Annotated in this window: 14 protein-coding genes; 10 read left to right on the forward strand and 4 right to left on the reverse strand. The window is 72.4% G+C overall.

The window, feature by feature from the left end; translation table 11 throughout:
* Positions 1-62: 62 nt before the first annotated feature.
* The 8 genes from QRX60_RS33405 to QRX60_RS33440 all read left to right on the forward strand — a co-directional run bounded on the left by QRX60_RS33405 (position 63) and on the right by QRX60_RS33440 (position 6,965).
* Positions 63-1,271 carry an IS110 family RNA-guided transposase gene (locus QRX60_RS33405; protein WP_285995415.1) on the forward strand — a complete coding sequence of 403 codons (1,209 nt, stop codon included), beginning with the start codon at positions 63-65 and terminating at the stop codon, positions 1,269-1,271.
* Positions 1,272-1,821: 550 nt separating this feature from the next.
* Positions 1,822-2,190 carry a roadblock/LC7 domain-containing protein gene (locus QRX60_RS33410; RefSeq protein WP_285995416.1) on the forward strand — a complete coding sequence of 123 codons (369 nt, stop codon included), beginning with the start codon at positions 1,822-1,824 and terminating at the stop codon, positions 2,188-2,190.
* A 33-nt stretch (positions 2,191-2,223) separates the two neighbouring features.
* Positions 2,224-2,589, forward strand: a complete 366-nt coding sequence (locus tag QRX60_RS33415; RefSeq protein WP_286003752.1) for a hypothetical protein — start codon at positions 2,224-2,226, stop codon at positions 2,587-2,589.
* 21 nt (positions 2,590-2,610) lie between these two features.
* The gene (locus QRX60_RS33420) at positions 2,611-3,279 is read left to right on the forward strand and encodes a hypothetical protein (RefSeq protein WP_285995417.1); all 669 of its coding nucleotides are present in this window, start codon (positions 2,611-2,613) and stop codon (positions 3,277-3,279) included.
* A 135-nt stretch (positions 3,280-3,414) separates the two neighbouring features.
* Complete coding sequence (locus QRX60_RS33425; RefSeq protein ID WP_285995418.1) at positions 3,415-4,008, forward strand: RNA polymerase sigma factor; 594 nt, start codon at positions 3,415-3,417, stop codon at positions 4,006-4,008.
* Between the two features lie 34 nt (positions 4,009-4,042).
* Complete coding sequence (locus tag QRX60_RS33430; RefSeq protein ID WP_285995419.1) at positions 4,043-4,801, forward strand: hypothetical protein; 759 nt, start codon at positions 4,043-4,045, stop codon at positions 4,799-4,801.
* Positions 4,802-4,968: 167 nt separating this feature from the next.
* Positions 4,969-5,649: a response regulator transcription factor gene (locus QRX60_RS33435; protein WP_285995420.1), complete on the forward strand. Its 681-nt coding sequence runs from the start codon at positions 4,969-4,971 to the stop codon at positions 5,647-5,649.
* The gene (locus QRX60_RS33440) at positions 5,646-6,965 is read left to right on the forward strand and encodes a sensor histidine kinase (protein ID WP_285995421.1); all 1,320 of its coding nucleotides are present in this window, start codon (positions 5,646-5,648) and stop codon (positions 6,963-6,965) included. Before QRX60_RS33435 ends, QRX60_RS33440 begins: the two co-directional genes overlap by 4 nt.
* A gap of 48 nt (positions 6,966-7,013) precedes the next feature.
* Here QRX60_RS33440 and QRX60_RS33445 read toward each other — a convergent pair whose 3' ends face one another.
* Both QRX60_RS33445 and QRX60_RS33450 read right to left on the reverse strand, forming a co-directional pair.
* The gene (locus QRX60_RS33445) at positions 7,014-8,231 is read right to left on the reverse strand and encodes a DUF1501 domain-containing protein (protein ID WP_285995422.1); all 1,218 of its coding nucleotides are present in this window, start codon (positions 8,229-8,231) and stop codon (positions 7,014-7,016) included.
* A complete protein-coding gene (locus QRX60_RS33450) occupies positions 8,228-9,532 on the reverse strand; it encodes a DUF1800 domain-containing protein (protein WP_285995423.1) in 1,305 nt (434 codons plus the stop codon). The genes QRX60_RS33445 and QRX60_RS33450 overlap by 4 nt, the downstream gene beginning before the upstream one ends.
* An 89-nt stretch (positions 9,533-9,621) precedes the next feature.
* Here QRX60_RS33450 and QRX60_RS33455 point away from each other — a divergent pair, with 89 nt between their 5' ends.
* Positions 9,622-10,125, forward strand: coding sequence for a DinB family protein (locus QRX60_RS33455; protein ID WP_285995424.1), 504 nt, complete (start codon positions 9,622-9,624; stop codon positions 10,123-10,125).
* 13 nt (positions 10,126-10,138) lie between these two features.
* Entirely contained in the window at positions 10,139-10,594 is a 456-nt protein-coding gene (locus QRX60_RS33460; protein WP_285995425.1) for a DinB family protein, read from the forward strand.
* Between the two features lie 233 nt (positions 10,595-10,827).
* On the opposite strand, the gene QRX60_RS33465 is transcribed toward QRX60_RS33460, so the two are convergent.
* Together QRX60_RS33465 and QRX60_RS33470 are read right to left on the reverse strand one after the other, a co-directional pair.
* The gene (locus QRX60_RS33465; protein WP_285995426.1) at positions 10,828-11,106 is read right to left on the reverse strand and encodes a hypothetical protein; all 279 of its coding nucleotides are present in this window, start codon (positions 11,104-11,106) and stop codon (positions 10,828-10,830) included.
* Positions 11,107-11,287: 181 nt separating this feature from the next.
* Positions 11,288-12,667, reverse strand: coding sequence for an MDR family MFS transporter (locus QRX60_RS33470; protein ID WP_285995427.1), 1,380 nt, complete (start codon positions 12,665-12,667; stop codon positions 11,288-11,290).
* Positions 12,668-12,669: the final 2 nt, after the last annotated feature.

Genomic DNA, 12,669 nt, shown 5'->3' on the forward strand with positions numbered 1-12,669 from the left:
GTTTATGGAGATGCCGGCGGGTCGTCCACGGGGTGAGCTGGGAAGACGGGAGGACAGGCCGGGTGGCCGTGGGCAAGGTGTGGGTCGGGATCGACGTCGGCAAAGGTTTCCACCACGCGTGCGCGGTGGATGAGACCGGCAAGATCGTGTTCTCTCGGAAGGTGGCCAACGGGCAGGCCCCGATCGAGCAGCTGATCGCCCGCACCACCGCGAAAGCGTCCGAGGTGGTGTGGGCAGTGGACATGACTTCCGGTGCGGCCGGTTTGCTGATCACCCTGTTGCTGGCCACCGGACAGCCGGTGGTGTCGGTGCCGGGCCGGCTGGTCAACCGGATGGCCGGTGCGTTCGTCGGTGAGGGCAAGACCGACGCCAAAGACGCCCGCACGATCGCCGAAACCGCGCGTCTGCGCGGTGATCTGACCCCGATCACCAGCCCGGATGCGGTGGTGACCGATCTGCAGGTGCTCACCGCGCGGCGGGAGGACCTGATGGCTGACTGGGTGCGCGGGGTCAACCGGATCCGTGAGCTGCTGGCGAGTATTTTTCCTGCGCTGGAGCGGGCGTTCGATTACTCCACCCGCTCGGCGCTGGTGCTGCTGACCGGTTTCCAGACCCCGGCCGGGATCCGCGCTGCCGGGGCGGCCGGTGTGTCGGCCTACCTGGACGAGCACGGTGCGTGGGCCAGGGGTATTCCGTCCATGGTGGACAAGGCCCTTGCTGCCGCTGCCGAGCAAACCGTTGCGTTGCCGCAGGAATCGGTGACCGCGCCGCTGATCGCGCGGCTGGCGCGGCAGCTTTTGGAGCTGGATCGGGAGATCAAGGATCTGGGCAAGCAGCTCGCTGACCGATTTGGTGAGCATCCCGACGCGGGGCGCATCACCAGTCTCGACGGGTTCGGTCCGATCCTGGGTGCTTCGCTGCTGGCCGGGACCGGCGGTGATCTGCGGGCTGCGTTCGGCAGTTCCGCGCATCTGGCGGCCTATGCCGGGCTGGCGCCGGTGCCGCGTGATTCCGGGCGGGTGCGGGGCAACCTGCACCGGCCGAAGCGCTATCACCGTGGGCTGCGCCGGGTGTTCTACCTGGCTGCGTTGTCGGCGATCAAACGTCCCGACGGTCCCTCCCGGGCTTTCTACCTGCGCAAACGTGGTGAGGGGAAACGGCACACCCAGGCGTTGATCGCACTGGCCCGCCGCCTGGTCGACGTCATGTGGGCGTTGCTGCGCGATGGTCGTGAGTTCCATCATTCACCGCCGGTCACGGCTGCTGCTTGACACGATCATTGAAACTCCTCGCTCCCGCTCGATGATCAAGCTAGGGGAGTGGGGCGGCCGGTCACCTCGGCCGAAGGTACCGCCGGACCTCGTTCTTTCGGCCGAGGTGACCGGCGGGGCAGCCGGCGAAGCGGACGGCACCCTCCGCCCGGGATCCCGGCGGTCGCCGCGCAGCGAATGGGTGAAAGTGAACCACCGGTCACGCAGAGATACAACCGTGATTGGGCGACCCTGACGGCATCACTGCATTTCAGCCGCTTCCCCGAAAATTGGAAACACCGCCACTGCGGGCGGCGTGATCAATGGACGTGCTCCCCGTCGGTGAATTATTTTTGGTTACAACAATCAGCCCGCTTCACCCGATCGTGTAAAGGCACGGGGTGAGCATCCACCTTGGATAGGCGCGAAGTGATGATGGCTGTAGGGTCCCCCGCGACAGGGCAACCCGAACGGCTGATCATCTCTTCGGTCACCGGTTTGCCTATGGCTTCGTCCGGAGTTACTGCGCCCGTCCGGGGTGACCAGTCATTCCGAAAGAAAGAAAAGAGAATTGGACTTCGACGCACTGGCCGCTGAGCTGCGAAATCTCCGGGAAAGCGTCACCGGGGTGACCGGAACGGTGCTCGCCGCGGTCGACGGGATACCCATCATCGCCGATGCGGACGACTACATCGATCCGGCGAAGATCTCCGCGCTCGCCGCCGCCGATCTCGGGATCGCGCGACAGGCCGCCGAAATGACGGGGAAGGGCACGCTCAGCCAGACCGTGGTGTTCGGCAGCGACGGCTACATGGCCGTCTACGCCGTCGGCCGGCTGGCGCTGATGGTCGTCCTGGGGGACAAGGGCCTGAACGTCGGGCGCCTCCTGTTCGAGTCCCGGCCCGTCATCGAGCGCATCGGCACGATCCTGGCTGCCTAGCAAGAAAGTTCAACGGAAGGAAGAACCATGATGATGAACATCGACACCGCGCTCAAGGAAGCCATGTCCATCACCGGCGCCGTCGGCGTCGCGCTGGTCGACTACGAGAGCGGGATGTCGCTCGGCACCAGCGGGGGCGGCGAGTGGCTCGACCTGGAGGTCGCCGCGGCCGGCAACACCGAGGTCGTGCGGGCCAAGCTGCGGGTGATGTCCTCGCTCGCGCTCAACGACACCATCGAGGACATGCTGATCACGCTGCACCGCCAGTACCACCTGATCCGGCTGATCAACACGTCGCGGAACTCGCTGTTCCTGTACCTGGTGCTGGACCGGGAGCGGGCGAACCTCGCGCTGGCCCGTCACTATCTCAAACGCATCGAAGCCGACCTGCAGGTGTAGCTCGGGGAGGAGGAGAGGGGGATGACCGGAGGCGGCTCCCGCGCCGCACTCGTCATCGGCTCGGCGTTGATGCACGACCTCGGCTCGTTGTTCCCGGTGGCGATGACCCTCGCCGGTGACGAGCTGGCGTTCACCTTCGTGTCGTCCTGCCCTTCGCCCGACGCTGTCGAGGAGTGGGTGCGGTTGCGCTCGGGTGCGGTCGTGGCCGACCGGGTGCTGCGCTTCGCCGTCGACGCGGATGGGCGGCGGATCCGCGTCGAGCTCGCCGGGACGCCGGTCCGGGCCCTGGTCGTGCTCGCGTCCGACGTCACGGCGGCGGCGGTGAACGCCCCGTGCCTGGGCCGCTGGCAGGACCAGATGCCCTGCACCCTGCAGGTCGCGCTGGACGAGCTCGCGCGCGTGCTTGCGCGGTGCCACCACCGCGCCGGCGGCGCCGAGCCGCTGATCGACCTGGACCTCGCGTACCGGCCGGACCGCGACTACGAGATCCGGCTGGCCGGAGCGCACGAGCGGGTGCGCCCGTTCATCGCACCGGTCCGCCCGGTGCTCGCGATGCGCTGGCGTTCGACGACCTCGGCGCAGCGCAAGGCGATCCTCGACGAGCTCCCGGACGGTGCGCCCGCCCGCGGCTGGCTCCGCCGCCGGCGCACCGTCCGGCTCATGGGGCTGGAGGTGGAAATCTCTTCCTGACCGGTTTCGGGGCCCCACCGGGCCGGGCCGGAACGCCCGGTGGTCCGGGAAGCGGGTCCGGGCTTTCGCGAGCCGGGTGGATGCATCATGATGACGCCGATGATGCGGTGGGGCTGACCGCGAAGGATGCTTGTGGTGCTGGACTCGGTCCCTTACCGTGCCGGGCGGACGCCGGCTGAGCCGGTGGCGGACGCCGCTCTGTCGGCTGTGCTCGCGAGGGCGCAGCGGGGTGACGAGGGCGCCTTCCGCGAGCTGTACCGGTCGGTCCAGCCGGGACTGTGCCGGTACCTGCGGATCCTCGTCGGGCAGGACGCCGAGGACGTCGCCTCGGAGGCGTGGCTGCAGATCACCCGGGACCTGGCCGCGTTCCGGGGTGACCTGGACGGGTTCCGTGCCTGGACCGCCACCATCGGACGGCACCGGGCCCTGGACCACCTGCGCCACCAGCGCCGCCGCCCGATCGCCGACGCGCCGGACGAGTGGTTTTCCGAGCGGCCCGGACCCGACGACACGGCCGGGGCGGCGATCGAAGCGACGACCACCGAAGCGGCGCTGGCGCTGATCGCGACGCTGCCGCGCGACCAGGCCGAAGCGGTGGTGCTGCGGGCCGTGGTCGGTCTCGACGCCAAGGCCGCCGCGGCGGTGCTCGGGAAGCGCCCGGGGGCCGTCCGCACCGCCGCCTACCGGGGACTTCGCACGCTCGCCGACCGCCTCGGCGGGCAGGTGTGACACTTTCGGGCGCCCTGGCGCTGAGGAAGGTGTGATGAGCAAGCAGCGAGGACGCCGGATCGGCCGGCACACCGCGGAGCAGGTGCTGCGGGGTGCGCCGGTCGACGGCGCGGACGCGTTGACCAGCTTGCTCGCCGCCGCGGCCGCCCCACCGCGCGACGGCGAGCTAGCTGGGGAACAAGCGGCCGTGACGGCGTTCCTCGAGGCAGCTCACGCCCGTGCCCCTCGATCCCGGAGCCCGTCGATGCTCAAGAGCACCGGGACGAAGCTGCGCGCGGCCAAGGTCGCGGCCGCCGCGGCGGCGATCTTCGCCGTCGGCGGGGTGGCCGCGGCCGCCGTCACCGGCGTGCTGCCGCTCCCGGCCGGCGGTTCCGCGCCGCCCGCCCCGGCGTCCGACCGGGACCACCCGGGCACCGGCTCTTCGGCCGTGTCCACCACGACGCAAGCGCGCGAAGGGACCCCGACGGGGCACCAGCCCGCGCCGTCACCCTCGCTGGTGGGCCTGTGCCGTGCTTACGACGCCGGTGACAAGGCCGAGCACGGCAAGGCGCTCGAGAGCCCCGCGTTCACCGAGCTGATCACGGCCGCGGGGGACAGGACCAAGGTCGACGGCTACTGCGCGGCCGTGCTCGAAGACGAAGCTTCGAAGCCGGCGCACGCCACCGGCTCACCGTCCGACCCGGGCCACCCGGACAACGGCAAGAGCCACCCGGCCGGTCCGCCCGGCACCCACCCGGCCGGGCGGCCGAGCACTCATCCGTCCGGACCGCCCGCCACCCGTCCCGCGCACTGATCCACCCACCCCGGACCGGCGGCGATCCCACCACCCCCATGCCGGGATCGTCGCTGCCGAACGGGCGGCGGCCTCGACCCCAATCACCGGCCGCCGCCCGTTCCCGCACCCGGCGCGCCCGGCTCGCGGGGAGTGGTCGCCGTGCGGGCGACGACTAGGCTGAACGGGTGGACGAGCCGACCGCCCCGCGCATCCTCGTGATCGAGGACGCCGAAGCGATCCGCGTGCCGGTGGCGGCGGCGCTGACCACTGCCGGGTTCTCGGTCCGGGCGTGCGCCGACGGCGCCGGGCTCGAGGCCGAGCTGGCCCGGGCCCGTCCCGACCTCGTCGTCCTCGACGTGATGCTGCCCGGCCGCGACGGGTTCGAGCTGCTGCGCGTCCTCCGGCGGCACTCGGCCGCCGGCGTGGTGATGCTGACCGCCCGGGACGGCGTCGAAGACCGCCTGCGCGGCCTGGGCGAAGGCGCCGACGACTACGTCGTGAAGCCGTTCGTGCTCGCCGAGCTCGTCGCGCGGGTGACCGCCGTGCTGCGCCGCACCGGCCGCACCCGGCCGGCCATCGAGATCGGCGACCTGGTGGTCGACGTCGAGGGCGGCCGGGTCCGCTACGGCGCCGCCGACGTCGAGCTGACCTCGACCGAGTGGAAGCTGCTGGTCCACCTCGCCGAGCGCCGCGACCGGGTGGTCTCCAAGACCCAGGTCCTCACTGCCGTGTGGGGCTACGGCGACTACGCGGCCAACCTCGTCGAGGTCAACGTGAGCACGTTGCGCCGCAAGCTCGAAGCGCACGGCCCGCGCGTGCTGCACACCGTCCGCGGCCAGGGGTACGTCCTGCGCGGGGACCCGTGACCGGCCTGCGGACGACGTCCCTGCGCCGGCGGGTCACCGTCACCGTGCTGGTGGTCCTGGCGATCGTGCTGGTCGCCGTCGGGATCGTCGTCGACGCGGTGTTCCGCGCGCAGGCCGAGCGGGACGTCAACGCCGTGCTCACCGCGCGGGTGCAGCTGGCCCAGCAGCTGGCGAAGCAGAACGTGGCACCGCAGAACCTGCTGCGGCGCTTGGAGACGCGCGGCGTGCAGGCGTCGCTGGCGCTGCCCGACGGGACGTTCCTCGGCGCGGCCGACCTGCCGCCGGACGCGCGGATCCGGCAGGTGCGGGCGACGCTGTCCGGTCCGGCGCGGATCGACGGCGCGAAGCTGACGCTCACCGCCGACGAGTCATTGGTGGCGGCGGCCGAGCAGAGCCTGCGGTGGGTCCTGCTCGGCACCGGCCTGGCGGCCCTGCTCGTCGCCGCGGTCGCGTTGCTGCTGGCCGTGCGGTTCGCGCTCGCGCCGCTCGACGCGATGACGCGGCTGGCACGCACGATCGTCTCCGGCGGCCGCGGAGGCCGGCTCGCGCCGGAGCGGACCGGCACCGAGCTGGGCCGCGCGGCGGCCGCGTTCGACTCCGCGCTCGACGCCCTCGAAGGCGCGGAGCGGGCGGCGCGGGCTTCGGAGGAGCGCACCCGCCAGTTCGTCGCCGACGCGGCCCACGAGCTGCGGACGCCGCTGGCCGGGGTACAGGCCGCGGCCGAGGCGTTGCTGCAACAGCCGCCCGACGCGCCCTCGGACCAGCGTGAGCAGCTGCAGCTGCTGGTGGTCCGCGAATCGCGGCGCGCCGGGAAACTGGTGGCCGACCTGCTGGACCTCGCGCGGCTCGACGCCGGCGCGCAGCTCGAGCGGACCCCGGTCTCGTTGCTCGAACTGGTGCGGGCCCAAGCCGAGCAGGTGCGGCTGACCGCGCCGGAGGTCGAGGTCGAAGTCTCCGGACCGGATACGCGGGTGCTCGGCGACCGCGCCCGGCTCACGCAGATCGTGGCGAACCTGGCCGGCAACGCCGTGCACGCGATGGACGGCCGCGGCAGGCTCACCGTGGAGGTCACCGGGGACGGGATCACGGTGACCGACACCGGTCCGGGCGTGCCGGGCCCGGACCGCGAGCGGATCTTCGACCGCCTGGTCCGCCTCGACGCGGCCCGCGGTGGTCAAGGCGGATCCGGCCTCGGACTGCCGATCGCGCGCGGCTTCGCCCGGGCCCACAGCGGTGACCTGTGGTGCGAAGCGGCACCGGGCGGGGGAGCGCGGTTCCGGCTGGCCGGGCTGCCGCAGCTCCCGGGTCGTGAGTGAGAAACAGTGTTCTAACCCTGTTTCCCACTCACGACGTCCTTGACCGCGTCAGGTGAACAAGCCGGTCATCCGTCCACTGTGGCCTGGCAGGACCTTGCCGGCGTCCGTCCCCAGCACGTCCTCGACCAGGCTCGCGTAGACGTCACGGAAGTCCGTCGTCAGCTTGAGGTCGCCGTCGTCGAGGTCGGTCAGGCTCGGCTCCGCGCCGTGGAACCCGCCCTTCACCTTCGGGCCGAGGACCAACACCGGGCCCGCCGTGCCGTGGTCGGTGCCCTGGCTCGCGTTGGCCGTCACCCGGCGGCCGAACTCCGAGTACACCAGCACCGTGGCCTGCTTGCCGCGGTCGGACTTCGCCAGCCGCTGCGCGAACGGCGCCAGCGCGCCGTCCAGCTCGGTGAGCAGCCGCTGCTGGGTGCCGCGTTCGTCGGCGTGCGTGTCGAACCCGCCCAGCGACACCGAATACACCCGCGTCGGCACGCCCGCTTCGATCAGCCCGGCCACGACGTCGAGCTGTGCGGCCAGCTCTCCCTTGCGGGGCTGGGTCTTCCCCTTGTCCTTTTCGGACCCGCCGAGCGTCCGGACCGCGCGGTGCAGGTCGTTCACCGAACGCGCCGCACGCGCCTGCCAGAACCCTTCGCCGGGCTGCGCCGCGCCGAGGTCCTCGAAGGCCTTGCCCAGCGCGCCTTCCGGCAGCTTCAACCCGCCGACCGGCAGCGACGCGGCGGCGGTCCGCTCCCCGGCCAGCATCGGCGGCAGCACCGGGTCGACGGACACCGCGCGCAGCGGATCGTCGCCCGTGGCGTCCAGCCAGCGGCCGAGCCAGCCGGTCGGCACCGACGTCTCCGGCGACGCGGTCTGCCAGATCGCCATCGACCGGAAGTGGCTGTGGTCCGGCTTCGGGTAGCCGACGCCGCGCAGCACGGCCAGCTGCCCGCCGTCCCAAAGGCTCTTGAACCCCTTCATGCCCGGGTTGAGCCCGAGTCCTTCGCCGAGGTCGAGCACCTCTTCGGGCTGGTACGCCAGTTCGGACCGGGCGTTCAGGTAGGCGGAGTCGCTCGCCGGGACGACCGTGTTCAGCCCGTCGTTGCCGCCGTAGAGCGTGACGACGACCAGCACGCCCGCGTCCGGGTCGAGCGGGTTCTCCCCGGCCGCCGACATGAGGTGGCCCCAGTCGACCTGGGTGGCCCCGGCGGCGAGCGCCGCCGCGGCCGTCACCCCGGTCGCGGTGAGGAACCGGCGTCGGTTCACCTGCTGCACGATCGTCACCCGCTCACTGCGTATTCGGGGGCACAGGCGGCCACTGTGGACAGTTGACGCACGTTGCCGGCGACGCTCGCCAGCGCGGCGCGGGTCCGGTCGGACCAGGCGTCGACGCCGAGCAGGTCCCCGATCGCGGCGGCCTTGTCGCGTGCCTTGGTCACCGCGCCGAGGTCGGCGTGCCCGGCGACCAGCTGCGCCAGGTGCAGCCGCGCCACGCCCGCGGACGTCGTCAGCCAGGCACCGCCCGCCGCCCAGCCCCCGACGCTGGGGGGCTGGAACGGCACCTGGCCCATCCCGCGCAGCCCGGTCAGCAGCTGCGCGCGGGTCTTGTCGTCCAGCTTCCCCGGCCGGACGCCGAGGGCGCGCAGCAGCCCGGCCAGCCATTCGACCGGCTGCTTGACCAGCGACGTCGCGCTGTCGCGGAACGCCGGCTCGTCGGTGACCGCGCGCAGCAGCGCCCGGATGTCCCGGCGGCTTCCGTACGCGGCGACCAGCCGGTTGAGGGCGTCCGCGGGCGGCGGGGCCGCGGACACGAGCCGGAACCAGACCCGCCCGGCCACGAACGACGCCGACTCGGGCCGGCCGAGCACGAGGTCGGCGAAGGACTGCGCGTCGAAGTCGCCACTGGCGCCGAGGATCTTCTTGACGCCGTCGTCGTGCCGCTTGGCGATCAGCTGCGCGCCGTCGGTGTCGCGCTTGGCCGACCAGCCGGTGAGCGCCCGCGCGGCTTCACGGACGTCGTCCTCGGAGTAGTGCCCGACGCCGAGGGTGAACAGTTCCATGAACTCGCGGGCGAGGTTCTCGTTCGGCTTGCCCGCCTTGTTGCTGCTGCCGTCGAGCCACAGGAGCATCGCCGGGTCGACGACCATCGCGCGCGCCAGGTCGGTGAAGCTGCCGAGGGCGTGCTCGCGCTGGGTCCGGTTCTGCGCGAGCATCAGCCGCGGGCTGCGGACCTTCTGTTCACTGGTGGCGAAGTGGCCGTGCCAGAACCAGGTGAGCCGTTCCACCGACGCGACGTCGGCGGCGGCCATCCGGTCCAGCCACCAGCCCGCGGCCTGCGCCGCCTGGGCCTGCACCTGTTTTCTCGCCTGCTGCTTCTCGGCCTGGTCCGCGTTCTTGCCGGGCTTGCCCGGCGGCGGGCCGATTTCGGGCATCGGCGTCGCGGCCGCCCCGGCGTCCGGGCCGCCGCCGCCGAGCAGCCGGTCGCGGGTCTCGGCGAAGCCCCGGTCGAGATCACCGGGCCGGGGCCCGAAGCCGAGGCGGTCGTGCAGCCGGCGGACGGCCGCTCGTTCGGAGAGCACCACCATGCCTCCGATCCTGCGGCGCGGGACGGCGTCGCGGCGAGGGGGCGGGGTGTTTCTTAAGCCGATCCACAGCCACGCCGTAAGGTCGGGGTGTGACGCCACCGCTTACCCCGGACGAGCAGGTCGCCGCCGGCGGCGAACGCGAGGTGCTGGAGACGTTCCTGGACCTGTACCGGGGCATCGTCGTCCGGAAGGTGGCGGGGCTGTCCGCGGAAGCGGCGTGCCGGCGGCTGGTGCCGTCGCCGACGACGCTCGCGGGTCTCGTCCGGCACCTGGCGTCGGTCGAGCGGGAATGGTTCCTCGGCGTCCTGGACGGGCGGCCCGCGGCGGAAGCGGGCGTGCGGGACGACGACGGCTGGACCGTCGACGCGGTGACCGACGTCGACGACCTCGTCGCGGACTACGAACGCGCCTGCGCGGAGTCCCGGCGCGTGGCCGCCCGGTTCGCGCTCGACGACACCGTGCCGATGCCCCGGCTCGGCCGGGTGTCGCTGCGGTGGATCTACGTCCACCTGATCGAGGAGACCGCGCGGCACGCCGGGCACGCGGACATCCTCCGCGAGCAGAGCGACGGCGCCACCGGCTTCGACGGGTGAGCGGGGAGTGCGGATGCGGATCAGTGACGAGGACTACCTGTGGTTCGCCGGCCGGGCCCTGGACGGGATGGCGGCGATCCTCACGGAACTGGGCGACGAGCGGGCCAACCGGCGGCCGCCGCTACCCGGGGCGAACACGCCCTACGCGATCGTCACGCACTGCCTCGGCGTGCTCGAGTTCTGGGCCGGCTCGCTCGTCGCCGGCCGTGCGGTGGAGCGCGACCGGGACGCCGAGTTCACCGCGTCGGGCCCGGTGAACGCACTGCTCTCGCGGGTCGCCGCCGCCAAGGACCGGCTGCGCGCGGATCTGGCGGCGGCCGAGCCCGCCGAGCCGCTGCGCGCGCCGGCGCCCGCCAAGTACGCGGACACCCCGGCGGGCCGTTCCCAAGGCGGCGCGCTGCAGCACGTGTACGAGGAACTGGCGCAGCACCACGGCCAGCTCGAGCTGACCCGCGACCTCCTGCGCTAGTGTCGCGCGTTGCAGGTTGTTTGCCGTTCGAGGTGTCGGGAGCCTGCGCCACGAGACCCCGGCCCGTGCAGCCCCTCCCGCGACGACATGAATGAGTCATTCACCTCGTCCGGCGACATGAATGACTCATTCATGTCGCCGGACCAGCCGCCGCGACCCTCGGCAGATCCAGGTCCGATGCCACCTTGGCGCGCAGGGCCGGGCCGCTGTCAACGAACCTCAGACGCGCGACACTAGAGCCGGTCGGCGAGCACCTTCGCCAGGCCGGTGTAGACCTCGGCGCGGTGCTTGCGCAGGGAGATGTGCGCGGTCCGGTTCTGGCCGTGGCTCCGCTTGCCGGTCATGACCAGCTCCTCGTCGTCCGCCACGGTGCAGAAGAACGCGCCGTCGCCGATGCCGGGCAGAGTCGTCACCGGCCCGGTGCAGTCCTTCTCGGAGTTCGCCATCGCCTTGGCCGGGGAGTAGGAGCGGCCCGAGGCGACGATCCACAGATCGAGCGGCCACGGGGACACGTACTTGCCCTCGTAGCGGCACTGGAACTCGGTGCCGGGACGAAGCTCGGGTCCACCGGCTGCTCGGTCGCGATGATGTCCTCGCTCGTCCCGATGACCTGCTGCAGCTCACCGGTGCCCAGGAAGGGGCCGGCCGCGGTGACCTTCGCGGGCGACGCCGGCGGCCCCACAGCGCGGCGCTTCACCGGGTGCTGGAGCGAAGCGGGACCTCCCGGATGCGCCACGCCGCGACGGCCGCCAGCCCGGCGACGACCGCGGCGACGGTGAAGACGCGCGACATCCCGGTCACCAGCGGGCCGGTGGCCAGCAGCGCCCCGAACGCCGACGTGCCGACCGCGCCGCCGATCGTGCGGAACATGGTCGTGTTCGCCGTCGCCACCCCGATCTCTTCGGCGGGCACGGTGTTCTGGGCGATCAGCGTCATCAGCTGCGTGCTCAAGCCGAGGCCGGTCCCGACGAGCACGAGCGCGCCGCTGGTGAGCCAGACCGGGGTGCCGGCGTGGCCGGTCGCGAGCACCGCGCACCCCGCCGCCATCGCCGTCGTGCCGATGATCGGGAAGAGCCGGTACCGGCCGGTCCGGCTGCTCACGCGCCCGGCCACCTGGGATGCGACGACGACGGCCAGGGTCATCGGCAACAGCAGCGTTCCGGAGCCGGACGCCGAGACGCCCTGCACGGTCTGCTGGAACAGCGGGACGAACGTGATCGTGCCGAAGCTGACCACGCCGACGACGAAGATCACCGCGGTCGTCAGCCGGATGTTGTGCCGGGCGAACAAGCTGAGCGGCAGGACCGGTTCGCGGCTTCGCCGTTCCACCGCGACGAAACCCGCGAACGCCACGACGGTGATCGCCGCCAGTGCCACCGCCGGGCCGGTGCCGTTGGTGAGCAGGAGCAAGCCGGTCACGGCGGTGGTGAGCAGCAGCGCGCCCGCGACGTCCAGGTGCACCCGGCGCCGGGGCACCGGCGGGACCACCAGGACGAGCGCGGTGGCCGCGAACACCAGCACGCCGAGCGGCAGGTTGAGGTAGAAGTTCCAGCGCCAGCCCAGAAAACTCGTCACGAGGCCGCCGAAGAGCGGGCCGCCGATCTGGCCGGCCGCCATCACGCTCGCCGTCAGGCCCTGGTAGCGACCGCGCTCGCGGGGTGGGACCAGGACGCCGATCAGGGAGAGCGCGCCGACGGCCAGCCCGCCGCCGCCCAGGCCCTGGACCGCGCGGAAGGCGATCAGCTGCGTCATGTCCTGGGCGAACCCGCACGCCACCGAAGCGACGGTGAAGAGCGCGATCGCGCTCAGGTGCACGCCTTTGCGCCCGTGGAGATCCCCGAGCTTGCCCCAGATCGGGGTCGAGGCGGCCGTCGTCAGGGTGTAGGCGGTGACGACCCAGGCCAGCCGGTCGAGGCCGCCGAGCGCGCCGGCGATCGTCGGCATCGCGGTGCCGACGACGGTGGTGTCGAGCATCGCGAGCAGCATGCCCAGCAGCAGGACGGCGAACGCCGCGCGCAGCCGCGTGGGGCTCATCGGCGCCGCCGCTTCGGCACGCGGTGGGGAGATGACCATGA

The sequence above is a fragment of the Amycolatopsis mongoliensis genome (assembly GCF_030285665.1).
GTDB lineage: Bacteria > Actinomycetota > Actinomycetes > Mycobacteriales > Pseudonocardiaceae > Amycolatopsis > Amycolatopsis mongoliensis.

Coding starts and splice junctions, on each gene's coding strand:
- QRX60_RS33415 (WP_286003752.1), top strand. CDS start 2,224: ATGAACATCGACACCGCGCTCAAGGAAGCCATGTCCATCACCGGCGCC.
- QRX60_RS33420 (WP_285995417.1), top strand. CDS start 2,611: ATGACCGGAGGCGGCTCCCGCGCCGCACTCGTCATCGGCTCGGCGTTG.
- QRX60_RS33430 (WP_285995419.1), top strand. CDS start 4,043: ATGAGCAAGCAGCGAGGACGCCGGATCGGCCGGCACACCGCGGAGCAG.
- QRX60_RS33450 (WP_285995423.1), bottom strand. CDS start 9,532: ATGGTGGTGCTCTCCGAACGAGCGGCCGTCCGCCGGCTGCACGACCGC.
- QRX60_RS33460 (WP_285995425.1), top strand. CDS start 10,139: ATGCGGATCAGTGACGAGGACTACCTGTGGTTCGCCGGCCGGGCCCTG.
- QRX60_RS33470 (WP_285995427.1), bottom strand. CDS start 12,667: ATGGTCATCTCCCCACCGCGTGCCGAAGCGGCGGCGCCGATGAGCCCC.